This window comes from Variovorax sp. Varisp41 (assembly GCF_047325085.1).
Classification (GTDB): Bacteria; Pseudomonadota; Gammaproteobacteria; order Burkholderiales; family Burkholderiaceae_C; genus Variovorax.
In genome coordinates, this window is the sequence record NZ_CP168540.1 from 2,399,527 (window position 1) to 2,426,273 (window position 26,747).

The 26,747-nt window shown below is 66.5% G+C and carries 11 protein-coding genes; 6 read left to right on the forward strand and 5 right to left on the reverse strand.

Going from position 1 to position 26,747, the window contains the following annotated elements; genetic code table 11:
- Position 1: 1 nt before the first annotated feature.
- Complete coding sequence (locus ACEN9J_RS11325) at positions 2-15,169, reverse strand: LysM peptidoglycan-binding domain-containing protein (protein WP_413764114.1); 15,168 nt, start codon at positions 15,167-15,169, stop codon at positions 2-4.
- Positions 15,170-15,435: 266 nt separating this feature from the next.
- Here ACEN9J_RS11325 and ACEN9J_RS11330 point away from each other — a divergent pair, with 266 nt between their 5' ends.
- The 6 genes from ACEN9J_RS11330 (at position 15,436) to ACEN9J_RS11355 (ending at position 21,902) form a co-directional block, all read left to right on the forward strand.
- Complete coding sequence (locus ACEN9J_RS11330) at positions 15,436-16,479, forward strand: hypothetical protein (RefSeq protein WP_413764115.1); 1,044 nt, start codon at positions 15,436-15,438, stop codon at positions 16,477-16,479.
- Positions 16,476-18,743 (forward strand): YcaO-like family protein, encoded by a 2,268-nt coding sequence (locus tag ACEN9J_RS11335; protein ID WP_413764116.1) that lies wholly within the window; start codon positions 16,476-16,478, stop codon positions 18,741-18,743. Before ACEN9J_RS11330 ends, ACEN9J_RS11335 begins: the two co-directional genes overlap by 4 nt.
- An 84-nt stretch (positions 18,744-18,827) precedes the next feature.
- On the forward strand, positions 18,828-19,037 hold the full coding sequence (locus ACEN9J_RS11340) for a hypothetical protein (protein ID WP_413764117.1): 210 nt from the start codon (positions 18,828-18,830) through the stop codon (positions 19,035-19,037).
- A gap of 24 nt (positions 19,038-19,061) precedes the next feature.
- Positions 19,062-20,369, forward strand: a complete 1,308-nt coding sequence (locus ACEN9J_RS11345; protein WP_413764118.1) for a radical SAM protein — start codon at positions 19,062-19,064, stop codon at positions 20,367-20,369.
- A gap of 206 nt (positions 20,370-20,575) precedes the next feature.
- On the forward strand, positions 20,576-21,361 hold the full coding sequence (gene xth, locus ACEN9J_RS11350; RefSeq protein WP_057589626.1) for an exodeoxyribonuclease III: 786 nt from the start codon (positions 20,576-20,578) through the stop codon (positions 21,359-21,361).
- A gap of 16 nt (positions 21,362-21,377) precedes the next feature.
- A complete protein-coding gene (locus tag ACEN9J_RS11355; protein WP_413764119.1) occupies positions 21,378-21,902 on the forward strand; it encodes a hypothetical protein in 525 nt (174 codons plus the stop codon).
- 51 nt (positions 21,903-21,953) lie between these two features.
- On the opposite strand, the gene ntrC is transcribed toward ACEN9J_RS11355, so the two are convergent.
- The 4 genes from ntrC to glnA form a co-directional block, all read right to left on the reverse strand.
- Entirely contained in the window at positions 21,954-23,492 is a 1,539-nt protein-coding gene (gene ntrC / locus ACEN9J_RS11360; RefSeq protein WP_057589624.1) for a nitrogen regulation protein NR(I), read from the reverse strand.
- Between the two features lie 24 nt (positions 23,493-23,516).
- Positions 23,517-24,596: a nitrogen regulation protein NR(II) gene (gene glnL / locus ACEN9J_RS11365; RefSeq protein ID WP_057589623.1), complete on the reverse strand. Its 1,080-nt coding sequence runs from the start codon at positions 24,594-24,596 to the stop codon at positions 23,517-23,519.
- A 40-nt stretch (positions 24,597-24,636) separates the two neighbouring features.
- Complete coding sequence (locus tag ACEN9J_RS11370; protein WP_057589622.1) at positions 24,637-25,140, reverse strand: hypothetical protein; 504 nt, start codon at positions 25,138-25,140, stop codon at positions 24,637-24,639.
- Positions 25,141-25,287: 147 nt separating this feature from the next.
- On the reverse strand, positions 25,288-26,703 hold the full coding sequence (gene glnA, locus ACEN9J_RS11375) for a type I glutamate--ammonia ligase (protein ID WP_057589621.1): 1,416 nt from the start codon (positions 26,701-26,703) through the stop codon (positions 25,288-25,290).
- Positions 26,704-26,747: the final 44 nt, after the last annotated feature.

A 26,747-nucleotide genomic window follows, 5' to 3' on the forward strand; every position in this document is an offset into this window, starting at 1 on the left:
TTCAACCTCCTGGCCGATTAGTAAATCGCTGCATCACTGACGCTCTATCATTCACTCGATACGTGATACTAAATGCATCGGGCCGCTGCGTCAAGTTTCCTTCATTGAAAATTGCGCGAAAGTCAGCGTACACTCTATTTCCAGGGATTTCAGCCAGGGATTTTAATGAATTTTCCAATCGCTTATATGGCCCTTGATTAAGATTTGGAATACCAGGAAACCCCACGGAATCCGGCACCCCATTTCCTGGATTGACATTCAATTTTCCACCAGGAAACCCCAAGGCATCCGCACCCCGGTGAAATCCAACATCAAATTCGCTTGCATCCGGCAGTTTTCCGATTGCTCGATCAATCTCCGGCAAGCGCTGCCCGGCATTTGCGGTATTAACAAATCCTCTAGTGCTTATAGATCGACCCAACGCATCAGTTTCAAATTCATTACCTCTAAATTCATAAACGGTATTTGGACGCAATTCGCCTTGATTAATGGCAACATACTCATCAAAACTATTAATGGAAACCCTGGATCTATTTTGCGCAGGTGATATCGCAGGCCGCCCCGTAACTGCACCGCTATTAAAATCCGCTTCCGGCAACATCCGATTTGGATCGGGTGCCAATCGTTGCTCAGTGGCATTTGGCGTTGAACGTCGCTTGACTATCGGCCCGGTCGCAGTCATTCCTCCCAAAAAGGCACCAGAAATCCCGCCGATGGCTACTCCCAAGCCGCCAACAGCCCTGCGCCTCCTCAGTTCAATTTCTTGATCTTGAGTTGTCCCACCATTCTGCTTAAGCTCTTCAAGCAATGTTACTCGCTCAGAATTCCAAGATAGTATCTCGCGAGGAACAGCATCAATACTCGCCACACGCTCGGCAGCCTCTCGAGGATTATCTATGTCAAACGGCTGCTCATTGAGGGCATTTCTTTTTGACCCGAGATAACCCCATTCTTGAGCGGAGTCCTGCAGCCGCTCCTCAAGCTGCGCTCTTGTTCTGGTTGCAAGTCGTTTGCTTTCAACAACGTCAAAGCTATCAGGTGCGGCCTGAGGCTTGTTCATAAACTTAACAGATCCCGCAGCCGCGAACCGATCTTTTTCAGTCCCTATCCCTCGTGAGGAAAGATCTTCATCAATATCAGTAACTATCTGGCGCCCGGTCATCTCTTCAATAATTTTTCTTTGCCCAAAATCCGAGTACCAACCAACACTGTGACTATCGTCGCCGCCAGAAATAGTAGCTAAACCAGAACCATCGAAATACCTCATGATTTGGGCACGCTCGGTTCTATTCGCAGCGTCGGAAATATCTTGATTTGTATTAATTTCCGCAAGACTATTTCCTAACGCATTGCCAAAGGCATCCGCCGCAACTTGGGTAGCATTTATGCGCCCCCCACGAAGCGCAGAAGTCACCAGCCCTCCCCCAAAGCCCGAAAGCGTCCCTCGAATCAATCGCTCACCAAACACACCTGCATCATCGAAAACTCCTGGGGCAGGCGGCCCGAACTGACCGGACGGCAATGCCTGCGGGCCCAGTGCCTGGTTTATCGCGGCGCCGACACCGGCGCCGGCAGCGCTGGCAACAACGTTCTTCCAGCTAAAACTGCTTTGAAGTCCAGTGACAACGGCAATGCCCTGCGTCATGCTGTTGCCGACGGCACCGCGGATCGCTCCATCCACAAAGACATTGCCGGTCTGAGGCAGGAAGCCGGCACCAGCGAGCCCCGAACTCACGCCTGAGCCAATAGCCGAGAGCGCGACAGCCTTCCAGCTAAATCCGTCCTGGGCGCCGATCCCGATGCCGACTGCCTGGCTGACGACAGATCCGACGGCGCCAGCGACCATCGCCGTCCCCACCGTGCCAAGGCTCGCCGCTATGGTCCCGGTTCCCAGCGACCCCGCGACACCTCCCAGGGTGCTTACGCCCGCGCTCATCGTTGACATGAACCCACTCGTTACACCGCTCAAGGCGCCGGCAGTCCAGATCGTTGCGACGACGGCGACCACCACCATGATGATCTGCCCCAGCCCCCCGCACTTCTCCCCCTTGTTCGACTGCGGCACCGGCATGTTGGGACTCGTATCCCCAACCACCTTGCTCGGGTCATAAGGCTTGAAGGTGCTCGCGCTGTTCGCCGAGCCCACCTTCGTCGGGATCGTCAGCACCTGGCCCGGCTTCAGGTCGGCGTTGCTGGTCAGGCCGTTGGCGTCGGCGATCAGGTACCACAGGCTCTCGTCGCCGTAGGCGCCGCGCGCGATGCCCTGCATGGTGTCGCCCGCGCTCACGGCGTAGGTGCCGGGGCTGGACGATGGGTAGTTGCCGTCGATCGGCTGGTAGCCGAAGTTGAAGTCCGCCTTGATCTGGAACAGCGGCACGCCGCCCGGCAGCACGGTGTTGTTGTCGTCGCGCAGTTGGCCGTAGCGGCCCAGCACCTGGCCGTTCACGACCAGCTGGCGCTGCTCCTGGCCCGCCTGTTCCGAATACAGGATGTTGCCCTGCATGTCGCTGACGAACTTGCGGTTGTTGATCGCCTTGGTCACGTCGGTGATGGCGGTGATCTCGCCGCCATTGCCATAGGTCCAGACGGTGCCGCCCGGGTTGGTCACGGTGCTGGTGCCGGTGCCGGTGGTGCTCTGCTGGCGGTAGCCCTCGGCGCGGCCGTAGACGTTGGCGTAGTTGGTGACGGAGCCGCTGCCCCAGTCGTAGACGGTGTAGCCCTGCAGGTTGCCGGCGCCGTCGTAGCCGCCCGCGGTGCCCACGCCGGGCTTCGGCGCCGCGGCCAGCGCCTCGTACACCACGGTGTACTTCGGCGTGTTGTCGCTCTTGTAGACGTCCTGGCTCAGAATCTGGCCATTGGCGTTGTAGCGGTTGATGCGGGTCTCGCTGCCGGTGCCGGCCAGGGTCTGGCCCTGCCAGTTCACGCCGTTCAGCGCGTTGATGTAGGCCTGCGGCAGCGAGCCGGCGGGCCCGGTCTGCACCACGCGGCTCGCGCCGTCGTACAGGCGCGCATCGGTCTGCACGCCATCGCGCACCACGCCCGTCAGGCGGTTGAGGTCGTCGTAGCGGTACTGCTCGGTGGTGTAGCCCAGGCTCGTGACGTAGGTCGTGGGCGTGGTGTTGTAGATCGCCTCGCCCTGCTCGTTGTAGCCGACGATGCGGCTCTGGCCGTCCACGGTCATCACGCGGTTGCCCCACCACTTGTCGCTGGTGCGGTTGCCGTTCTTGTCGTAGGTGATCGCGTGCCCGTTCACGCCCAGGTTGCCCGCGGCATCGATCGCGTCGACCACGGTCTGCCGGTTCATCTTGTCGTACTGGAAGAACTGGTCGGTGTCGAGCGTGGTGTCCTGGCTCAGCACGTGGGTGCGGATGCGCGTGCGGTTGCCGACCTTGTCGTAGTCGATGGTGACGTAGGCGCGGCCGTCGGCCACCCAGCGCATGCGGCCCAGCGCGTCGTAGGCGATGCGGTTGTCCTGGTAGACCACGCCCGACTGTCCCATCCACTCGCGCACGCGATTGCCCGCGAGGTCGTACTCGTAGCGCTGGTCCTGGCCGGTGGTCGCGTCGTAGACGCGCGCCAGCAGGCCTTCGCTGTTGTAGGTGTAGTTGCGGTTCAGGCCGCTGTCGCGCGTGAGCTGGCCGGCGTTGTCGTAGGTATAGGCATAGGTCCGGCCGCCGAAGTCGGTGTGGGTGAGCACCTTGCCGAAGTAGCTGTAGCTCCAGGTCGCCATGTAGCCGTTGCCGTCGACCTCGGCGACCTTGTTGCCGAAGGCGTCGTAGGCCACCTTGGTGCTCTGGCCCAGCGGCTGGATGGTGCGCACCACGCGGCCCTGCATGTCGTAGACGTAGCGCACGGTCTCGCCGTTGCCGTTGGTCTGGCTCAGCTTGCGGCCGGCCTGGTCCCAGGTGTTGGTCTCGACGATGGCGCGCGTGGCCACCAGCTGCGGCGCGGTGAGGACGGCATTGGCCTTGTAGATCTGCGCCACGCCGCGCGCGGTGGTCAAGAGGCGCGACATGCCGTCGTAGGTGAAGGTGGTCACCTTGTCCATGGCGTCGGTGCTGCCCACCTTGTCGCCGAAGACGTTGTAGGTGTTGCGCACCACGCCGGTGTCGGCATGCACTTCCTGCAACAGGTTGCCGCGGGCGTCGTAGACCTGCCCGTTCACGTTGCCGTTGGCATCCTTCACGGCCACCTGGCGGCCCAGCTTGTCGTAGAAGAGCTGCGTGGTAGCGGCGCCGGCCGTGCCCGCGTTGCCGTCGGAGTCGGTCTGCTTCTGCTCCACCAGCTGGTTGCCGGCGTTGTAGCGGTAGGTCGTGACCCAGGCGGCCGAACGCGGGTCGCTGATCGAGACCACGTTGCCCCAGCGGTCGGTGTTCTGGTTCACCACCGGGCGCACGGCGCTGCCCGCGCCCTGCACCACGGTGGCCAGAGTGGCGTTGGCGCCGTCGGTGTTGTTCTCGCTGACCGCGGCGCTGCCGGCCGCCGTGGTGACGGTGGCGTTGAACAGCGGCGGCAGCGGCGGCGTCCAGTAGCCCGGGCTGTATGGCGGCGTGGTGTCCTGGACGGTCGGCGTGCTGGTGCCCACCTGCACCTGGTAGGTGTAGGGCACGGAGTCGTAGCGGGTCTCGTAGCGCGGCTGGTAGCCGGTGATCACCGGCTTCTGCACCGGCACCTGCTCGGTGTAGGTCTCGTCGCGGTAGCCGGTGATGGTCCACACGTTGTTGGTCACCGTGCGCCAGCGAAGCTCCTGCACCTGGTTGTACTGGATGTTGCCCCAGGCGTCGCGCTGGTAGATCGGCTGGCCCTGCTCGTCGGTGCCGATCACGATCGGCGAGCCCTGCACGGTGACGTAGTACGGCTCGTTGTAGGTGGTCGGCACCCAGCCATACACGGGCACGGTGCGGGTCCGGGTCTGCGGCTCGTAGACGGTCTCGTAGACGATGTTGCCGGACTCGTCGCGCGCGTAGATCGGGTCGGAGCCGACCTGCACCTGGACCGGCACCACCATCACGCCGGTGCGGGTCTCGAAGATCGCCGCGCGGTTGTTGATCAGGATGCCGGTGGCCTGTCCGACCTGGACCGGCGTGCCGTTGTTCTGCGTCGCGAGCACCTGGTACTCGTAGCGGCCTTGCGCCAGCGCGGTGAAGTTGACCTGCTGGGTCCCGACCGGGATGCCCGACTCGGTCGTGCCGCCGCTCACGGGCAGCGTGTTCCACTGGCTGCTGCCCTCGAGGCGGTAGCGGAAGGTGACGGTGGTGTTGGCACCGCCGGTGATGCCGTTGTAGGGCCACTCGAGCAGGTACTGGGACACGGCGCCGATCGGGTTGCCCGACTCGTCGTTGCCGTTGGTGCCGACGGTCTTGATCGCCACGCCCGAGATGACGGGCAGGTTCTTCGGCGGCACCCACTGGGGCGGCGTGATGCCGGTGGAGGTGATCGCGCCGGTCGCATGCGCGTAGGGCACGCCCTCGCCGGCATGGATCCACAGCAGCTCGTACTGGTAGTTGCCGGCTGCGATCAGCGAGAGGTCGACCCCGTCCTTGCCGTTGCCGCGCGAGGTCACGACCCGGGATTCCCAGGCGCCGGTGCTGCCCGCGGGCCGGAAGCGGAACACCTGCTCCACGGTATTGCCGGGCGATTGCCAGGTGAGAAGGCCCAGGGTGTTCAGGCCGGTCTGGTAGAAGCCGATCGGCACGCTGATCAGCGACAGCGGCGGCGAGGTCAGCGTGACCTTGCCGCTCGCGGTGACGGTGTTGACGCCGGCGCGCGTGGTCTGCGTCACGCGGTATTCGTAGGCGCCGGGCGGCAGGCTGCTCGCGTTGTAGCGAAGCATGTCGCCGAAATTGACCAGCGTGCCGTCGGTCCAGCCGGTCTCGCCGGTGCTGCCCGCCGGGCGGATCTGCAGGCGAATGGCGGTGGTCGGATCGTCCGGCGCATCGATGTCGATGACCTGGCCGCTGTAGCCCAGCGTGCCCTGGTTGATCACGGGCTGCCAGTAGCCGAAGGCGTCTTTCTTGTAGATCGTGACCTTGGTGACGCGGTCGATGCCGCCCTGCAGCTCGCCGGAAGGGTCGGTCCAGCTCATGGTGTAGCTGTTCGTGCCCTCGGCCGCGTTGGTGATGATCTGCTCGCGCGTGCGCGTCACGCCGCCGGCCGTCTGCGGCGTGGGAAGCGGCTGGCCCGACTCGCCCGTGTTGACCGGGTTGCCGTTCTCGTCGGTCGGCTGTGGGTTCACCGTGTAGGTCTTGGTGGCGTACTCGACCACCACCTTGAGATCGCCGCTGCCGAGATTGCGCAGCGCCGACCACGAGAGGTTCACGGTGTTGGTGCCGGTCCAGCCGTTGACCTGGCCCGACTCGTTGCGCGTCGGCGTGCCGGAAGCGCTGACCGCCCCCTGCGTGAAGAGCCGGCTCACGGCAATGCCGCCCGTGTACTCGTCGCGCTGCGGGCCGACGGTGGTCGTCAGGCGGCCCAGCGCGTTGTAGACCATGTCCGTGCGGCGCAGGTTGGCGAGCGCGGCCTGGTCGGGCGTGGCGTAGGTCTTCAGGTCCGTGTTGCCCGACGTGGTGCCGTAGCTCGTGAGCTTGGCGGTCTGGTTGCCCAGCAGGTCGTACAGCGCGATCTTGTCGACGCCGTCGCCGGTGTTGGTGCGCCACACGCGGCCCGCGTTGTCGTAGTCGAAGTACTCCTGCCGCCCGCCGTTGACGCCCTTGCGCGTCACCTCGCCGAAGGCGTTGTACTCGAGTGCGGTGTCGTTCATGCCGGCCGCCGTCTGGGTGACGGTGGTGACGGTGCCGCCGCTGACCTTGCTGGTCGATGCCGGATCGATGACGTGGGTCTGCTGCCCCAGCTTGTCGTACTGGTAGACACGGAACAGCGTGCGCGCGGTGGCGTCGTCGGTGACGAGCTGCCACTCCTTGGCGATGCGGCCCGCCGCGTCGTAGGAGCTGTAATGGTTGACGCCGCCGGCATCGGTGCTCTGGGTCGCGTGACCCATGACGTTGTACTGGGTCAGCGTCGTGCGGTCTGCATTGATCTGCCAGTCGCCGTCGGCCCCCGTGTACCACAGCGCGGCGCTGCTGGCCGTGTAGAGCACGAGGTTGCCGTCGGCCTGCATCGCGAGGCTGGTGCCGCCCTGGCCGGCCTTGCCGGCATTCCACACCACGGTCGTGCCCTTGTAGAGCACGAGGTTGCCGTCCGCCTGGAAGGAGAACTTGTCCGCCCCGCTGCCGCCGGTGCCCGAGTTCCACACGGCCTGCAGGCCGTTGTGGCGGTCGTAGACCACCAGGTTGCCGTCGGTCTGCAGGGTGAAGATGTAGCGGCCGTCGGCCGAGTAGATGTTCTGGCCCTGCGTGAGGTTCTGCCCCGGCACGAGGGTGTTCGGCCCGATCGCCGCGAGCGCATCCGCCGTCGCCGTCAGCTTGTAGACATGGGTCTCGGTCTTGACCACCACGTTGCCGTAGGCGTCGCGCTGGAACTTCGTCACCGCGGTCAGGTTGTCGGCCGTCGTCGCGGGCGATGCGGTGGCGCGCACGCGACCCAGTGCGTCGTAGTAACTGACGGTGACGCCGCCGGCAGCGTCGGTGGTCTGCGTGAGGTTGCCTACTGCGTCGTAAGCGTAGCTCGTGACCAGGTTGGAGCGCGTGCTCGTGCCGTTGCTGGAGGTGCTGTTCTCGACGTTGACGCGGGTCTCGCTGGTCTTGCGCCCGCCGCGGTCGTAGACGTAGGTGGTCTGGCGATCCAGACTCGCGTCGGCGGTGGCCGTGGGCGCGGCGGCCGGCGCGCTGGCGCCGTTCCAGCCGGCGATGGCGCTGGAGAACTCGGTCTTGCGGGTGACGTTGCCCGCGCCGTCGAAGGCCTGCGTGGTCAGGTAGCCCATCGCATCGACGGTGGCCACCTGCTGGCCGCGCAGGTCGTAGTAGTTGTTGGTGTAGACCCAGGCGTTCTGCCCCGCGTTCTTCAGCAACGCGACGCGCGTGAGCTCGCCGAAGGCGTTGTAGGTGTTCGCTGTGGTGCGGCCCGCGGTGGCGTACTGCGCGCCGGCGCCGGCCGAGGAGTCGTACACGTAGGTCTGCGGCTCGATCACCTTGATCACGCGTCCGGCGCGGTCGTAGGTGTTCTGCAGCACGCGGTTCTTGCCGACGTCCGTGCCAGCAGCCTCGGCGGCGGCCTTGACCTGGGCAACACTCAGGCTGGCAGGATTGCCGTTGACCAGCGTGGTCGCCGTGGCGTAGCGGGTCAGCTCGCTCACCTGCCCCCAGACGTCGTACAGATAACCGGTCACAAAGCCGAGCGCGTCGACTTCGTAGCGCACGCGGCCGAGCACGTCGTAGGCCTTGTAGCTGAAGTTGCCCGAGACATCGCGGTTGGCGATGGCATTGCCGAAGACGTCGTAGGTCGTGAGCGTGTCCAGGGTCTTGGTCTGCTCGGTGCGCGTGGCCAGGCCGCTCGCGCCGTTGGTCGCGAGCGTGTCGCCCGCGGGGTTGTACACGCCCACCGGCGGGAAGATCGTGCGCACCTGGTGGCCGACGGCGTCGTACTCGTAGCTGGTGGTGCGCTGCTCGGCGCGTCCCACGGCCTCGGTGCGCGACTTCAGGTTGCCGAGCGCGTCGTAGGTCATCTGCGTGACCAGGCTCGCGCTGCCCGAGCGGGTGGCGTCCACGACCAGGCTGCCGCCGGCGTTCGGCATCACCGTGGTCACCTCCACCGCCGGCGAGGTTTCCTTCGTCATGCGCCCTGCGGCGTCGTAGACGTAGGTCCAGACCGAACCTTTCTTGTTGGTGAAGGAGGTCTTCAGGCCCAGGCCGTCGAAGACATAGCTCTCGGTGTAGCCCAGTGCATCAGTGGTCGAGGCCACGCGGCCCGCCGCGTCGTAGGTGAAGCTGCTCGAGCGGTCCAGCGTAGCCTGCGCCACGATCGCCGCTGCGATGGCGGCGGTGGTGTTGGCGGTGGCGGCGGCGATCGGCTGCGCGAACAGCGTGGTCTGCGTGACCCGGTCGAGTCCGTCGTAGGTGGAGCGGGTGACGTAGCCCAGCGGATCGACGCTGTAGACCAGGCGGCCGGCCGCGTCGAAGGCCCGCTTGACAGTGCGATCGGCGCTCGCGCTCGCGACCACCAGGGCCCGCACCGTGCCCACGCTGGCGGTCCAGTTGTTCTGCAGTGTGCCGAGGTTGATGAGCGTGGCGTAGCTCAGGGTCCGCACGACATTGCCGAGTGCGTCGTAGCTGGTCTCGACGACCGCGCCGGTGGCATCGACCGCGAAGACCTGCCGGTTGGCCGCGTCGTAGGCGGCGCGCGCCACCCGGTCGGCGCCAGCGTAGTCGTACACGCGCGCCGCGCGCACCTGCGTCTCGGTGAGCGCGCTGGTGGTGGTCGGCACGGCGATGGCCTTGGAGAAGCCATAGCGGGTCGTGACGTTGCCGTTATTGTCGTAGACGGTCTCGGTGAGGCCGCCAAGCGCGTCGGTCTGGAAGACCTGGCGGTTGGCCCGGTCGTAGACGCGATCGGTGATGCGCGCGTTGGTCGCGGTGGAGACCAGGGAGGGCGCGACGCCGGCGGCGACCGGCACCGCGTACTCGATGGTCTTGAGCAGGTTGCCGTTCTTGTCGTACTGGCGCTGGATGACGGCACCCACGCCGTCGACGCTCCAGGCGAGGCGATTGGCGCGGTCGTAGGTGAAGCGCTCGCGGCTGCCGGGGGCCACCTGGACGACCGGGGCCGTGGTGGTGGCGGTGTAGCGGCTGGCGCTGTCGGCCTGCTCGAGCTGGAAGCCGGAGACGCGGAAAGCGCGGGCGTCATTGGCGGCGTACTTGCTGACGCCGAACCCCGGGGCGGGCGACGCCGGGGCGATCCCCGTCACCGACACGCGATAGCGGCCGTTGCCCAGGTCCTGCACCACATACTTCGACGGGCTGGTCGCGCTCGTGAACATCACCAGCCCAAACGAATTCGCGGCATTGGCGACGCTCGCGCTCGCGAACGAGGGCGGCTGGCCGTCCTCCATCTCCACGATCACGGAGAAGGTGTAGCTCACGCCGGCAACGACCGCGAGCGTCTTGTAGGCATAGGAACCCGCCGGATCCGAGGCCAGCCGGATCGCGCCGCCGAGCCCCGTCATGGTCGCTGCCGTGACGGCCCCGCCGCGCGCCGGCGCATCGGTCAACCCGTTGGTGAACTCGCTCTGCGTGAGCAGGTTGTTGCCCAGTTGCTGCGGATTGGTCGCGAGGTTGATCGCAGCCGCCAGCGCGCTGGCCGTGGCCGCGGTGGCCACCGGCACCGTGGTGGCATAGGCCAAGCGCTCGACCACGTTGCCGTTGGCGTCGTAGATGGTGCGCTTGACCGCGCCCACGCCGTCGATCGTGTAGATCGCACGGTTGAGCTGGTCGTAGACCGTGCGCAACCGCTGGTCGCGCGCGGCGTCGGCGGTGGGCGCGGGCAAGCTGCCCACGGTCCAGCTCGCCAGCGCGATCCGGTTGGCGTAGGCGATACGGTCGATCACGTTGCCGTTGGCGTCGTAGAGGTACTTGACCACCTCGCCCAGGCCGTTGACGGTGGCCGCGAGCCGGCCGTCCTTGTCGAGCACGCGATGCTCGACGCTGTCGCGCGCCGCGTTGGCCACCACCTTGGCGTCGAGCTGGGCGATGGTCAGTGCCGCCGGCGCCGCCGGCAGGCCCGTCATGTCGATCGGCGTCGCATAGCCGACGGTCTGGACGGTGCGGCCCTCGGCGTCGTAGCGCGTGCGCAGCAGGTTGCCCAGCGGATCGAGGGTATAGGCCAGCCGGTCCGCGGCGTCGTAGGCGTAGCGCGTGACCTGCCCGTTCGCGTCGGTGCTGCTGGTGAGGTTGCCCTTCTTGTCGTAGACGTAGCCGCGCGTGATGTTCAGCCCCGCCGGATCGACGCGCTCCTGGGTGCGCCGCCCCAGCTTGTCGTAGACGTACTGGGCGGTCACGCCATTGGGATCGATCACCGTGAGCGTGTTGCCCACGCCGTCGTAGGTGTACTGGGTGACCAGGTTCAGCCCCGTCGGATCGACCTCCCTGCGCAGCACCTGGCCGTTCAGGTCGTAGTAGATCTTCGTGACCGTGCCGTTCGGATCGGTGATGCTGATCTGCTGTCCCTTGGCGTCGTAGCCATAGGCGGTGACCAGGTTCAGGCCGGTCTTGTCGACGGTGCGCGTGAGCAGCCGGTTGGCGGCGTCGTAGGCCAGCTCGACCAGGTTGCCGTTGGCATCCTTGGTCTGCACCAGGCGGTTCGTGCGGTCGTAGGTATTGGTGGCGACGGTCAGCGCCGTGGTGGTACTCAGCAGGTTGCCGTTCTTGTCGTAGGCGAAGCTGGTGGTGTTGCCGTTGCCGTCGACCACGCTGAGCTTCTGCCCCTGGCGCGTGTAGGTGGTCTTGACGCTGAGGTTCTCCGGCGTCGTGACCGTGACGGTGCGCAGCGTCTTGTCGTAGGCGAAGCTCGTGACGCGCCCGAGCGCGTCGGTCTGCGTGAGCACGCGGTCGAAGGCGTCGTAGGTGCTCGAGCGCACCGCACCGAGCGCATCGGTGGTGCTGACCACGCGCCCGAGGCGGTCGAAGCCCTGCTGCTGCACATTGCCGTTGGCGTCGGTGCTGCGCGTGAGCCGCCCGAACGCGTCGTACACGGCGCTGGTGATCGCGTTCACGCCCGAGGCGTCGGTCACGGTCCCGGTGACGAGGCCGCGGCGATCCACGCTCAGGGTCTGGACGCGCTGCGCGCCCACGCCGAGGTCCTGCGTGCGCCCCACGAGCTCGCCGAAGGCGTTGTAGGTCGATGCGGTCTTGTTGAGCAGCGCGTCGGTGGCGACGCTCACCTGCCCGCGCACGGTATAGGTGAAGCTCTGCTTCGAGTCGAGCGCCGCGTTCCTGATGGCGGCGATCGCGGTCGTGAGCGCGCTGCCGGCGAGCCCGCCCGTCAGCCCCGCGAGGCTGGCCAGGCGCGTACCGTACTGGATGGTGGCGGCAAGCTGGCCGAGCGTGTCGTACTGGCGCTCCGAGACCTCGCCCAGCGCGTTGACGGTGTGGGTGAGCTGGCCGTTGGCGTCGTAGAAGAACAGGGTCTTGTTGCCGTAGCCGTCGGTGGTGCTGATGCGCCGGCCCGCCAGGTCGTAGGCATGGGTGACGCCGTACTGGGTCCAGATGTCGTCGATCTGCGCCTGGGTCAGCCCCGCCACCAGCAGGGCGCTGCCCACGCCCGCGAGCTCGCCCACGAGGCGGCCCTGCGCGTCGTAGCGCGCGTTGGCCATGCGCGCATCGGTGGTGCCGGCGGCGGTCGTGGTGGTCACCACGTTGCCGAGCTTGTCGTAGGCGTACTGAGTGACCGTGCCTTCGAAATTGGTGCGCTGGGTGGCCCGGTTGAGCTTGTCGTAGACGGCGGTGGTGGTGCGATCCGCGGCGCTGGCCGCCGGGCGCACGCTCGCGACGGTGCTCGCGCCGGTGATCTGCGCCAGCACGGTGGCGCCGAGCGCGGTGGCGTAGCGGATCGAGGAGGTGATGTTGCCGCTGGCGTCGTAGACGTTCTCGGTCAGGAAGCCCTCCGCGTCGACCTGGCCGACGATGCGGTCCTGCGCGTCATAGAGCCAGCGCGCGCTCTGGTCCTGCGCGCTGGCCGCGGGGATCAGTTGTGCGAGCGTGCCGGCCGCGCGCAGGCTGGCCGTGGTCGCCGTGGCGTACGAGATCTGCAGCACCAGCCGGCCTTGCGCGTCGTAGCGCGATTCGCTGAGGTAGCCCTCGGCATCGAGGGTGCCCAGCAGCAGACCGTCGTTGTCGTAGAAGCGGCGGCTCACGCGGTCGCTCGCGGCGGTTGCCGTCGGCGCGGTGGCGGCCAGCGTGGGCGCGGCACCGAGCGCGGCCACGGTGGCGGCGGCGAGCACCTGGCTGTAGCGGGTGGTGCCGACGATGCGCGACGCCCCGTCGTAGCGGGTATCGACCACGGCGCCGGTGCCGTCGACGGTGCGCACGAGGCGCCCGGCGCTGTCGTAGACGCGCCAGGACTTCTGGTCGGCCGCGGTTGACGCGGGCCGCAGGGTGCCCAGGCGATTGACCGGCGACGCGTTGGGGTCGGTGAAATAGGCGGCGAGCGCGGGCGCGTTGACCGCGGTGGCGTAGACGATCTTCTGGGTCAGCTGGCCGGTGCGGTCGTAGACGTATTCGGTGAGGCGGCCAAGGCCGTCGACCTCGCCGACCAGGCGCCCGGCCTCGTCGTACAGCCGCGCGACGCGCACCCCGGTGGGATCGGTCTGCTGGTAGAGGCGCCCGTTCTTGTCGTAGCCGTAGGTGGTGGTGCCGAGGTTCGCGGTCTGGGCCGTTCCCTGGGTCACGCTCAGCAGCCGGCCATTCTTGTCGTAGGCGCTGGTGGAGATCAGCCCGTTCGCCAGGGTGACGACGGTCTTGTTGTTCGCGTCGTCGTAGCTCGTGAGCGTGGTCTGGTTGAGCGCGTCCTGGGCCGAGAGCTGGCGGCCCTTGCCGTCGTAGGTGAAGGTGGTGGTGCCGGCGGTGGCGCTGATGGTGCTGAGCAGCAGGCCCGCGCGGTCGTAGACGTACTGCGTGATGGACTGGCTGGCATCGGCCACGCCGTTGCCACTGGCGTCGACCCGGCCGAAGACGGTGACCTTCTGGACCTGGCCGCGCGCGTCGTAGACGGTGTCGGTGCGGCTGGCCTGGGTGCGGTCCTGGGTACCGACCCAGGTCGTCAGCTCAGCCTCGGTGGGCACGGCCGTGGCGCCCAGCGCCGCGACGTTGTACTTGCCCGCGCCGTATTCGAGGCTGCTGGTGCGCTGGCCATAGCTGTCGTAGCGGTACTCGACGACCCGCCCCTCGGGCGTGAGCACGAAGCGCAGCAGGTTCTTGCCGGCGGCGTCGTAGACGTAGCGCGTGGTCAGCGGCTGCGAGGGCGCCACCCCGGTGTCGGCGGCGTCCGGATCGGGCGTGAGATAGACGGTCTCCGTCAGCAGTTGGTTGCGGGCATCGAAGGTACGCGTGACGGTGTTGCCCGCGGCGTCGCGCTGCAGTCGCTGGTTGCCGTTGGCGTCGTACAGCATGTCGACGGCCTGGCCCAGCGGGTCGGTGACCCGGATGACGTTACCGTCGGCGTCGTAGCTGAACAGGGTGACCTGCGCCGTGCCGCCCACGGGCGGCGACGATATCTGCACCAGCTGGCCGGCCGTGTCGTAGACGTAGGTGGTCTCCAGTCCCAGCGGATCCTTGACCTTGGTGCTGCGCGCCGCGGTGTCGTAGGTATAGGTCGTGAGCTGGCCGAGGCCGTCCTTGACGCTCGCGACGCGGTAGTCCGCCCCCACCAACTGGTAGGTGAAGGCGAGGCTGGTGCCGTCGCTCTGGGTGACCGAGGCGATGCGCTTGCTGGTGCCGTCGTAGGTGTAGGTCGTGACGTAGGTCTTGCCGTCGGCAACGCTGCCGTCTTCCGGGCTGAGGTCGACGGTGACGCTGGACAGCCGGTTGGCGCTGTCGTAGGCGTAGCGCACCCGCGTGAGCACCGCACCGCCCGTGGCGACCGTGCGGACCTGCGCGAGGTTGGTGCCCGTGTAGTCGAAATAGGTGGTCTCGCCGTTGGCGTTCACCATGCTCTGCAGCGTGCCGTTGGCGTTGTAGGCATAGCCGATGGTGTTGCCCGCCGGATCGGCCACCGACAGCAGCCGGCCCTGGCCGGTGGTCTCGTAGCGCTCGACGAGCCCGGTGGCGCCATCGGTCCAGACGTAGCGCGCGTTGGCCGCGTCGTAGGCCATCGTGTCGAAGGCTCCGGACCCGGCGCTGCTGACGTACAGGCCGCGTGCCGCATTCCAGGCGTAGGTGGCGCTAGCCCCGTCGCGGTCGATGCGCGCGAGCGTGCTGCCGGCCGTACCGACCGTGCCCGTGAGTCTGACCTGCTGCCCATAGGCGCCCACGACCCAGTTGTCGCCGTTGTCGTCGTTCAGCAGCCCCTGGCTGTTGTACGTGCGCACGACACCGATGTCGGCTCCGCGCGCCACCAGCTTGTCGTCCAGATCCTGCAGCACCAGGTTGCCGTTGGCGATGTTGACGTACGCCTGCTCCGCGTTGCGCCCCTGCCCCGCCGCCCCGAGGGCTCCACGCTGGCCCAGCGTATTGAGGGAGGTCAGGCTCAAACCCAGGCTGTTGCCGCTGACGATGGCTACCATGATTTCTGTCCGTTCGCGATCTGGTTGGAGATGACGAACCACGCGGCCGACGGACGCACATCGGAACGATCCTCGGCGGCACATGCCCGAGGACACCCTTCCAGCTTCATGCCCTCGGCACGCGGTTCTCGGCAAGAAATCCGTTCCTTGACGGATTTGTTTAGAAATCCGAGTGAATTCATCAACAACCCCTAAACGATTCCGCGATGCGACGGATACCTTGCCTGACCAGGGCCGCGTCGGCCCTTTTTCATTGAGAACGCTTCGTGTCGTACATCGGGGTCACGCTGAATCATTTCCGGGCATTGCAGGATTGGGGCATCGCGCACCAGGCCGAGCTGCGCCTGGACATGAAGACGTTCCGCGTCGACGTCGAATGGGAGGGCGCGCGCTGCCAGTTGCACCCGCAGTTCCTCAATGGCAGCGGCAGCTCGCTGAGCTATGCCACCGTCCTCAGCCCGTCGGTCTCGGGGTTCATCGGCTGGTTGCCCTACCGCCCGCTGCGCTGGCCACTGTCGAGCGACAAGCTCGCGTTCAAGGGATTCCTCGCGCACAACCAGCTTCGGACACCGGGCTCATGGAAGCTGCCAGGCAACGTCGATCAGAACCATCTGCTGAAGCTGCCCGTCGGCTCGTTCGGCCAGGCTGTTTTCGGGCCTTATCGCGCAGGCGTCGAGGCGTGGAAATCCGATGGGCATGCCGCTCGCCTGGAGCAGGGGCTGTTCGCGGAGCAGTTCGTCGTCGGCAGGAACCTGAAGGTCTGGTTCTGGGGAGACAGGCCGTTTCACGCCCATCTGCACGAGCGGCCTGTCGTTGCGGGTGACGGTGCGTCCACGATCGAAGCGCTGGTCGCCACGAGGCTGGGCCGTCTCGACCGCCGGGTGCCGGAGACGGCAGACCGGCCGTGGCTGGTGTCGTCGCTGGCGTTCCAGGGGCTGGGGCTCGACAGCGTCCTGCCGATCGGCCAGGAGGCATGGATCGAATTCAGATACGGGCGCCTCTATGCGGACAGCCCGATCCAGGCCCATTCGGACAGCGATCTCGATGCCCTTTCTCTGGCGGTGCGGACGCAGGTGGAACGCATGGGCGCATGCATGCACGATGCACTGACCACCGAGCTGGGCTTGCCCGTGCTGTATGCGCTCGACGCTGTGGTGGACGCGAGCGACGAGGTCTGGTGGCTGGAGGCCAATTCCAATCCCATCCTGCCGCCCACCGGCTATGGACCCATGCTTGCATCGCTGTTCGATATCCGATACCGAGATCCCGCACCCAGCAGCATGGCGCTGGCCAGCGCCGTCGAGGCATGACTTCACAGACCTCCCAGTACCCGCGCCCGTTTGCGACGCCCCGATGGCCCGTTGCCGCGGGCCGCTGGACCTACGGCAGGGACGGCATGCTGTGCGAGCTGCCGCTGAAGAGGCTGCGCGTGCATGCGCCGGCCGAGTTCCTGCGTGCCGTGGAGCGGCAATGCGACGGCCGGACCGAGTGGCAGGCCGTGCATCGCGACCTGAGCGAGCGCTGGCCGGTCACCGAGGTCGACGCCTGCCTGCGGACGATGCTCGACCAGGGCGTGATCGTCGAAGCCGGGCAGGCCCTCGCGCAGCACGCGCGGCTTGGCTGGGCACCACAGCCGCTCGCGGCACCACTTCAGGACCCCGCGGCGCTGCATGCGCTCAAGGAAAGCACCGAGCGCAGGCTGCGGCGCGAAGCCTCCGCGGGCGAACTGCTGCGCCCCGCCGACACGGCGCTCGCGCGCGCCCTTCGCGCCCGCGAGAGCGTGCGCACCTTCGACGACCGCGCGCTGCCGCTGCAATCCATCGTGAATGTCCTGTGGTCGCTGTACGGCGTTCTCGAGGCGGACGGCGAGCGGGTGCGCCGCACGGTGCCCTCCGGCGGCGCGCTTTATGGCCTGCGGTGGTTCCTTGCGCTGTTCCGCCCCACGGGCAGGTACGCGGCGGCCCTGTACGAGGTCGACTACCACGCGACCGGGGAGTTCGGTGGCGCGATATCGCTGCGCGCGGTTCCGGGCGCCATCGACGACGCCTGGAACACGCTGCTGACGCCAGGGGTTCTGCGTTTCGCACACGCCGCCGTCTACCCCGTGGCCGATCTCGAGTTCGTGGGCCAGAAATATGGCAATCGCTCGCTCACGCTGGCGCTCATCGAAGCCGGGCATGCACTGCAGAACGCCGCGCTGACGGCGCTCGAGGAAAGCATGTCGACGATCGTTCGCGGCGACACCGTGGAGATGGAAGTCCAATCGCTGTTCGGCCTCGGGCATTCGCTCTACCCGCTTCCCGCCATCGTGCTCGGAGCCACGCCCACGCGCGACCAGCAGCGGCTGGCCCGGCAGGCACAGGAGCGGGTCCCGCTGCATCCGTTTCCGATGCACACGCTGAAGCTGCCGCTGCCGGTGCGTGTCGCCGTGGCGGGGCCGATTCCCCTGGGCCGCGCATCCGGCCATGTGCTGTGGGCGACGGGCCGCTCGGAAAATCCGCGCATCGCGGCCATCAAGGCCGAAGCCGAGGGCTGGGAGCGCATCGGATGGTCCACGGTGTCTCAAGAGCCCCGCAGAGACCGCTTCGACGCGATCGAGCATGCGGTGGATCCGCGGGAACTCGTCGCCTACTCCGACGCCCAGTACCGTCGCGCGGACTTCCCGTTCCGAGCGTTCTCCACCCGGCGAACGCACGCCTGGAGTCCGGCGACCGATGCGCGCGACGGCAAAATCGCATGGATCCTGTCGCAATGCGTGTACGCATCGAGCGCGCTGTCGCGCCGCGACACCGTTGCGCTCTACACGAATGCCAGCACCTCCGGCGTGGCCGCCTTCACCGACATGGCAACGGCGCGCGTGCGTGCGCTGGTCGAACTGGTGGAACGCGATGCTTTCGTTCGAGCATGGCTTTCACGCTCTCCCCCGCCACGCATCCACGAGGCGGGCATCGATGCTTCCCTGCGCGAACGCCTGAAGTGCCTGCGTACCGCGGGCTATGCCGTCTCGCTGCATCAGCTCCCGTCGGTCCATCTGCCGGTGGTCGCCGTCTTCGCGCAGAACGCCGGGTCGGCGATGACTTCGCTCACGACGGCCGCGGGCTTCAACTTCGACGAAGCAGTGGACTCGGCCCTCGGCGAAGCCGAGAGCCGCATCCAGCAGCGGTATGGCCGCCCCGTGCATCCGTCGATGCAACCCGTCGATGTGAAGCAGGCAAGCCAGCATGGCGATTTCTTCAACACCCGTGCTCAATTCCGCAACGCCGACTGGCTGCTCGAGAGCCCCACCTCGATCTCGATACAGGACGTGTCGGCGCAACGCCTTCCTTCCGATGGCCCCCGGCTGCTCGACCACCTGATCGGACTGAAGCTGGATGTGCTGTTCTGCGACCTGACACCGCCGTCGGCGGCGCTCGACCAGGGGCGCACGCCGCTGCATGTCGCGCGAGCGTTCGTGAAGGGCTTGCTGCCTATCTGGTTCGGTGCCGGCGTCGAGCCGCTGGGGCTGCGCGCGCTCTCGGGCATCGCGCTGCACGCGGCAGTGCGCGCGGGACGCGATGTCCATCCTTGCACCTGACAAACCTACTCAGGGAGACGACTTATAGAAACCAGATCCTGTTCCAGTTCTCTTCGCCCATCGATCCAACAAAAGGAGTTTTTCATGAAGAACCATCTCGTCAACAACGCCGTCGAAAACCGCCGGGCTCCGCAACAGCTGGAGTGCAAGATCGTCGTGGAAGCATCCAACATCGATTTCCTGCGAGACGAAGCGCTCTTCGTTGCCGGCTCGGGCAACGACTGCAGCGCGATCTCGCCGCTGCCACAGCCCGCGCGCAGCAAGCGTCGCACCCAACGCGTCAGCGAACGCTGAGCCGGCGACCCAAGGACGCTCCGGATGTTCATTCTTCACTGCACGAATGCGGCCGGAGAGTCCGTGCGCCTGCGTTATGACCCCCATGCGAGCGCACTGACCAACCAGGACGGCAGTCCGGTGCTTGCCGGGAAGGCAGAGCCGGGCCGCCCGCCCCCCTTCGAGGACGCAGTCCGCGTCAGCCCCTCGCAGCCGGGAACGAAACGGACAGATCCCGTGGTTCTCAAGATCCAGTTGGGCCTGGGTTGCAACTACAGCTGTTCCTACTGCAACCAGGCCAGCCAGGTCGACTCGATGGCGTTGACCAGGACGGCCGATGCCCAGTCCTTTCTGAACGACCTCGACAACTGGCTCGAAGGCGCGCCAGACCAGATCGAATTCTGGGGCGGCGAGCCGCTGCTTTACTTCAGAAAACTCCAAGTACTCGTCCCCGAACTCGACCGACGATCTCCGGACGCTGAGTTCTCCATGGTCACCAATGGCAGTCTCCTGACCCAGGAGATCGTCGACTTCATCGCCGCCTACGACATCCGGATCACGCTCTCGCACGATGGTCCCGGTCAACACGTCCGGGGCGCCGACCCTTTCGACGATCCGCAGCGCTTCGGTTTCATTCGCGCCCTGTGGACCGAACGGAAGCCTCGGCAACGGATGATCTTCAGCTCCGTGCTCACGCCGGAGAACTGCGATCCGACCGCCATGCGACAGTGGTTCGCGCGGAAACTGGACGACGAGGATGTCGTCACTTCTTTCGAGGGCGTGGTCGCAACGCATGACGACCGCGCGCTCGCGGGACCCGGCATATGGAGCAGCGAGCAATATGAGCGCCTCAGAACCTCGGTGGCCAAATCCTTCGAGACCGGCGAGGCCCTCAGGATGCCCGCCTTGCTCGAGAGAGCGCGGAATTTTCTCAAGTTCATCGAGCAGGGAACGCCCTCATCCTCCATGGGCCAGAAATGCGGCATGGACCGCAGCGACCATCTCGCCGTGGACCTGCACTCCAACGTGCTGACCTGCCAGAACACCGGCGCGACCTCCAAGCATGGACTGGGCTCCGCCCTGCGAATGGAAGAAGTCCAGCTCGACACCTCGACCCACTGGGCGTATCGGGAACATTGCAGCCACTGTCCGGTGCTCCAGTTGTGCGGAGGATCCTGCATGTACCTGGATGGAGATCAGTTCGCTCAATCGTGCGAGAACGAATTCCAGTTCGGCCTGGGCATCCTCGACGGCGTGATGCGGCGCGCCTTCGGATTGAAACTTGAGCGCATAGAGGGCGACGTGCGCCGCCCCGTGATGCGCAAGACGATTGCGATCGCCGCGGTTCACTGACCGGCAGGCAGGTGCTGTCATTAGAGGTCCGACCGGGACCCGCGAGCGCTAGTCAGTCGCCACCGATACGCGCTTCCATGCAAGGCATTTGATAAGCTGCCGCTGCGCTTGGCCTGCGTCATCGCTACATCCTGCAACAGCTTCCATCCGTCATCCTGCATGCCGCAGCCACAATCCGGCGCTATGCAGGAACGCACGCCTTCATCATGAAAATCGCCACCTGGAACGTCAACTCCCTCACCGCCCGCCTGCAGCACGTGCTCGACTGGCTGATCGCCAACCCGGTCGACGTGCTGTGCTTGCAGGAACTCAAGATGAGCGACGACAAGTTCCCGCTCGAGATCCTCAAGTCGGCCGGCTACGACGCGGCGGTGTTCGGGCAGAAGACCTACAACGGGGTCGCGATCCTGAGCCTCGCACCGGTGCGCGACGTGGTGAAGAACATCGGCGGCTTCACCGACGACCAGTCGCGCGTGATCGCCGCCACCATCGACACGCCGCGCGGGCCGGTGCGCGTGGTCAACGGCTACTTCGTGAACGGCCAGGCACCGGGCTCCGACAAGTTCGCCTACAAGATGAAGTGGCTCGACGCGCTGCGCGAGTGGCTGCGCGCCGAACTGGCCGCGAACCCGAATCTGGTGCTGCTGGGCGACTTCAACATCACGCCCGAGGACCGCGACAGCTTCGACCCGGTGGGCCTGAAGGAAACCATCCACCACACGACCGAGGAGCGCGACCACTTCAAGCAGTTGCTCGGCCTGGGCCTGACCGACAGCTTCCGGATGTTCGAGCAGCCCGAGAAGAGCTACTCGTGGTGGGACTACCGCATGCTCGGCTACCAGAAGAACCGCGGGCTGCGCATCGACCACGTGCTGGTGAGCGACGCGCTCAAGCCGCAGGTCCGGGGCTGCGTCATCGACCGCGTGCCGCGCAAATGGGAAAAGCCCAGCGACCATGCGCCCGTGGTGCTCGACGTGGACCTCGGTGGCTGAGGCCAGGAAGCCCGGCGTGGCGATCGCCAGGACAGCCACCATTGCCCTGCTGGCACTGTCGCTCGCGGCCTGCGGCGTGTTCGACAAGAAGCCCGCGGGCGGCGGCGAGAGCCCCGCGAGCCCCGGCGGTACCGCCACCGCGCCCGACGACGGCCCGCCCGCCAAGTCCGAGGTGCCCACGGTGCGCCTCATCACGACGCAGACGCCCGTGGTCCGGGCCTACCGCAAGATCGGCGCGCGCCACATCTACACGAAGTACGCGCAACGCATCTACAAGGGCAAGATCCCGCCGCTGGTCTACGCGGTGGTGGTGGTCGAGACGGACATCGACGCGAACGGCAAGGTCACGGGCGTGACCTTCAGCCGCATCCCGAGCCATGCGCCCGAGGTGCCACCGATGATCGAGGAGCTGATCAAGGCGGCCTCGCCGCTGCCCAACCCGGGCAAGCTCGGCGGCCACACCTACATCGACACCTGGCTCTGGGACAAGAGCGGGAAGTTCCAGCTCGATTCGCTGACGCAGGGGCAGCGCAGCCGCTGAAGCAGCAGACGAGCCGGGCGGCAACGAGGCCGCCGGCTCGCCGGGCATCGCTCACTCGATGCCGAGTTCCTGGATCTTGCGCGTGATGGTGTTGCGGCCGATACCGAGCTTCTGCGCGGCCTCGATGCGGCGGCCGCGCGTGCTCGACAGCGCCGTGAGGATCAGCCGCGATTCGAAGCGGCGCGACAGCACGTCCCACACGTCGGTGCGACCGGCCGCGAGCAGTGCCTGGGCCTCGGCCTCGAGGCCGCTTTCCCAGTTGCCGGCCGCGTCCCCGGGCGCGGGCGCCGCGACGGCGGGTGCCGGCACCACGCTGTCGACCGCCGTCCCCACGAAAGGCGCGGGCGCATGAGACGCCACGGGCACGGCCACCGCGGGCTCGCCCGCGTGGCTGTCGGGCGACAGCAGCGGCGCGCCGCCGGCGGCGAGCACCTCGGGCGGCAGGTCCTTGGCCTCGATCAGTTGCGCCGGCGCCATCACGGTCAGCCAGTGGCAGATGTTCTCGAGCTGGCGAACGTTGCCGGGGAAATTGAAGCCCGCGAGCTTGGCCAGCGCCGCATCGGAGATGCGCTTGGGCTCGACGCCGAGCTGCCGCGCGCTCTGCTGCAGGAAGTGGCGCGTGAGCGCGGGCACGTCCTCGCCACGCTCGCGCAGCGCGGGCAGCCGCAGGCGGATGACGTTGAGGCGATGGAACAGGTCTTCGCGGAAGCCGCCGAGCTTCACGCGCTGCTCGAGGTCCTGGTGGGTGGCCGCGATGACGCGCACATTGGCCTTGACCGAGTTGTGGCCGCCCACGCGGTAGAAGTGGCCGTCGCTGAGCACGCGCAGCAGGCGCGTCTGCAGGTCGAAGGGCATGTCGCCGATTTCGTCGAGGAACAGCGTGCCGCCCTCGGCCTGCTCGAAGCGGCCGCGCCGCATGGTCTGCGCGCCCGTGAAGGCGCCGCGCTCGTGGCCGAAGAGTTCGCTCTCGAGCAGGTCCTTGGGGATGGCCGCTGTGTTGATGGCGACGAAGGGGCCGTTGGCGCGCGGCGAGTGCTTGTGCAGCGCGCGCGCCACGAGCTCCTTGCCCGAGCCCGATTCGCCGGTGATCAGCACCGTGACGTTGCTCTGCGAGAGCCGGCCGATGGCGCGGAACACGTCCTGCATCGCGGGCGCCTGGCCGAGCATCTCGGGCGCGGCGACCATGCGTTCCTCGGCCACTTCCTCGCGCTGGCTCTCGTCGACGGCGCGCCGGATCAGCTCGACCGCGCGCGGCAGGTCGAAGGGCTTTGGCAGGTATTCGAAGGCGCCGCCCTGGAACGCCGAGACGGCGCTGTCGAGGTCGGAGAAGGCCGTCATGATGATGACCGGCAGGCCCGGATGCTTGGCCTTGATCTTGTCGAGCAGCTCGAGCCCGGAACCGCCGGGCATGCGGATGTCGCTCACCAGGACCTGCGGGCCCTGCTGCTCGTCCTCGGCGGCCTGTTCGAGGGCCGCCAGCACTTCGCGCGTGTTGGTGAAACTGCGGGTCGGGAGGTCCTCCCGAAGCAGGGCCTTCTCCAGCACGAAGCGGATCGATTGGTCGTCATCAACTATCCAGATCGGCTTCATGCATCTCCTTGTTGCCGGTGGCTGCTAGGGCAGCGGAATCAATATCTTGAAATCGGTTCGGCCCGGGACACTGTCGCACTCGATCACGCCGTGATGCTGTTGCACAAAAGTCTGTGCGAGCGTCAAACCCAGCCCTGTACCACCCTCTCTGCCCGACACCAGCGGATAGAAGATTCGGTCCTTGATCGCGTCCGGCACGCCCGGTCCATTGTCGATGACATGCAATTCCAGTGCCAATCGATACCACTGCTTGTTGAAGATCACCTGGCGCGCGACCCGGGTCTTGAAAGTGATGCAGGCATCGCCCGCCGCGCGGCGCTCGGCCAGGGCCTGCGCGGCGTTGTGGACGATGTTGAGCGTGGCCTGGATCAGCTGCTCGCGGTCGCCGCGGAACTCGGGGATCGAGACGTCGAAGTCGCGCTCGATGTGCAGGTCGCGCGGGAACTCCGCGAGGATCACCGAGCGCACGCGCTCGCAGACCTCGTGGATGTTGACGTCGCCCACCACGTGCGGGCGGCGGTGCGGCGCCAGCAGGCGGTCGACCAGCGTCTGCAGCCGGTCGGCCTCGTGGATGATGACCTGGGTGTATTCGATGAGGTCGCGCGACTCGACCTCCATCTGCAGCAGTTGCGCGGCGCCGCGGATGCCGCCGAGCGGGTTCTTGATCTCGTGCGCGAGATTGCGGATCAGCTCCTTGTTGGCCTGCGCCTGGTCGAGCAGCCGCTCCTCGCGGTCCTGCCGCACCTGGTGCTCGAGCGGCAGCATCTCGACGATCAGTTCGCCGGCCTTCTCGCCCTTGGCCAGCGTGACCTGCACGGGCATCAGCTCGTGGTTCACGCGGCGCAGGAAGGCCTCGTAGCGCAGGGTGGCGAAGTCGTTGGCGCTCGCGCCATCGATGGCGGTGCGCAGCACCTGGGGTTCGTGGAAGCAGGCGCCGAACTGCGAGCCCTCGAGCGTGCGGCGCGAGGTGCCCAGCGCATCTTCGAGACCGGCATTGGCGAACAGCACCGAGCCCTTGCCGTTGACGACCGCGATCAGGGTCGACAGCAGGTCGAAGGCCTGAAAGCGCGGACTGGCGCTTGCCGCCTTCTTTCCGAAAGCCATGGAAATCCTGTGGTGTTCTTCCTGCCGATGCAGGAACGGGTTAGTTCTTGGGGGCCGGCAGGCGGCTGATCTCGCGGCGGATGCCGGCGATGTCGCTTTCGTTGCGGGCCAGCTCGGCCTTCATCTCGGCCACGCGGTCGAGGTACTTCTGGTAGTTGCGGCCTTCGCTGCCCTGCTTCTCGGGCTCGCCGTTGTTGTATTCCTTCTGCAGCTCGGACTGGCGGGCCTCGGCCTTGCGCAGTTCGGACTCGAGCACCGAGCGCGCTTCGCCGTCGCGCGCGCGCTGGTCGGCGCCCTCGACCCGCGGGCTGCCGGCCGGCGAGCGGGCCGCGGAGGTCGATGCGGCGGCACCGCCGAGCGCGGCGCGCGAGGCGCCCTGCACGACGGTGACGTTGCCGCCCTCCATCACCTTGCAGCCGCGCTGCTGCGCGACGGTGGCGTTGTTGGTGTATTCGTTCCCGCAGCGCCAGACGCGCTCCTGCGCGAGTGCCGGCAGGGCAAGCAGGGAAGCGGCCAGGAGGAGGAGTGGTGCGGCAGTCTTCATGGGATCTTGGGGACCTCGAGGGCCCGGGGAAGCGCGAAAAGGCGCATTTTCATGCAATTCGACGCCCCCGATGACAGGATGTTCCGGCCCCAACGAAAAGGACGGCCGAGGCCGTCCTTTCGTGTTACTCCGAGCGGAAAACCGCGATCAGAGCGAGTAGTACATGTCGAATTCGACCGGGTGCGTGGCCATGCGGAAGCGCGTGACTTCCTGCATCTTCAGGTCGATGTAGGCATCGATGTACGCATCGGTGAACACGCCGCCCTTGGTCAGGAAGGCACGGTCCTTGTCGAGGTACTCGAGGGCCTGGTCGAGGCTGTGGCAGACGGTCGGGATCAGCGCGTCTTCTTCCGGCGGCAGGTGGTAGAGGTCCTTGCTCGCGGCTTCGCCCGGGTGGATCTTGTTTTCCACGCCGTCGAGGCCGGCCATCAGCAGCGCGGCGAAACCGAGGTACGGGTTCATCAGCGGATCGGGGAAGCGCGCTTCGACGCGGCGGCCCTTCGGGTTCGACACGAACGGGATGCGGATCGAGGCCGAGCGGTTCTTGGCCGAGTAGGCCAGCTTCACCGGGGCTTCGAAGCCGGGCACCAGGCGCTTGTAGCTGTTGGTGCCGGGGTTCGTGATGGCGTTCAGGGCACGGGCGTGCTTGATGATGCCGCCGATGTAGTGCAACGCGAAGTCCGAGAGACCTGCATAGCCGTCGCCGGCGAACAGGTTCTTGCCGTCCTTCCAGACCGACTGGTGCACGTGCATGCCCGAGCCGTTGTCGCCGACGATGGGCTTGGGCATGAAGGTGGCGGTCTTGCCGTAGGCGTGGGCCACGTTGTGGATCACGTACTTCTGCAGCTGGACCCAGTCGGCGCGCTGGATCAGCGTGCTGAACTTGGTGCCGAGTTCCATCTGGCCGGCGTTGGCCACTTCATGGTGATGCACTTCGACCGGGATGCCCAGCGATTCGAGCACCAGGCACATTTCCGAGCGCATGTCCTGGAAGCTGTCGACCGGGGGAACCGGGAAGTAGCCGCCCTTCACCGCGGGACGGTGGCCGGTGTTGCCGTGCTCGTATTCCTTGTCGGTGTTCCACGAAGCTTCTTCGGACTCGATCTTCACGAAGCAGCCCGACATGTCGTTCTTCCAGCGCACGCCGTCGAACACGAAGAATTCGGGTTCCGGACCGAAGTAGGCCGTGTCGCCCAGGCCCGAGGCCTTCATGTAGGCTTCGGCGCGCTTGGCCAGCGAACGGGGATCGCGCTCGTACGGCTTGCCGTCGGTCGGGTCGATCACGTCGCAGGTCAGGATCATCGTGGTCTCTTCGAAGAAGGGATCGATGTTGGCGGTGTTCGGGTCGGGCATGAGCTGCATGTCCGACGCTTCGATCCCCTTCCAGCCGGCGATGGACGAGCCGTCGAACGCGTGGCCCGAGCTGAACTTGTCTTCGTCGAAGTGCGACACGGGCACGGTCACGTGTTGTTCTTTACCGCGGGTGTCGGTGAAACGGAAGTCGACGAACTTGACCTCGTTTTCCTTCACGAGCTTCATGACGTCGGCGACGGTCTTTGCCATCAATTTCTCCTGAGTTGGATGGGTGGTTGGGAATACAGGGATGC

Coding starts and splice junctions, on each gene's coding strand:
- ACEN9J_RS11335 (WP_413764116.1), top strand. CDS start 16,476: ATGACTTCACAGACCTCCCAGTACCCGCGCCCGTTTGCGACGCCCCGA.
- xth (WP_057589626.1), top strand. CDS start 20,576: ATGAAAATCGCCACCTGGAACGTCAACTCCCTCACCGCCCGCCTGCAG.
- ACEN9J_RS11325 (WP_413764114.1), bottom strand. CDS start 15,169: ATGGTAGCCATCGTCAGCGGCAACAGCCTGGGTTTGAGCCTGACCTCC.
- ACEN9J_RS11370 (WP_057589622.1), bottom strand. CDS start 25,140: ATGAAGACTGCCGCACCACTCCTCCTCCTGGCCGCTTCCCTGCTTGCC.
- ACEN9J_RS11340 (WP_413764117.1), top strand. CDS start 18,828: ATGAAGAACCATCTCGTCAACAACGCCGTCGAAAACCGCCGGGCTCCG.
- ACEN9J_RS11345 (WP_413764118.1), top strand. CDS start 19,062: ATGTTCATTCTTCACTGCACGAATGCGGCCGGAGAGTCCGTGCGCCTG.
- glnA (WP_057589621.1), bottom strand. CDS start 26,703: ATGGCAAAGACCGTCGCCGACGTCATGAAGCTCGTGAAGGAAAACGAG.
- ntrC (WP_057589624.1), bottom strand. CDS start 23,492: ATGAAGCCGATCTGGATAGTTGATGACGACCAATCGATCCGCTTCGTG.
- glnL (WP_057589623.1), bottom strand. CDS start 24,596: ATGGCTTTCGGAAAGAAGGCGGCAAGCGCCAGTCCGCGCTTTCAGGCC.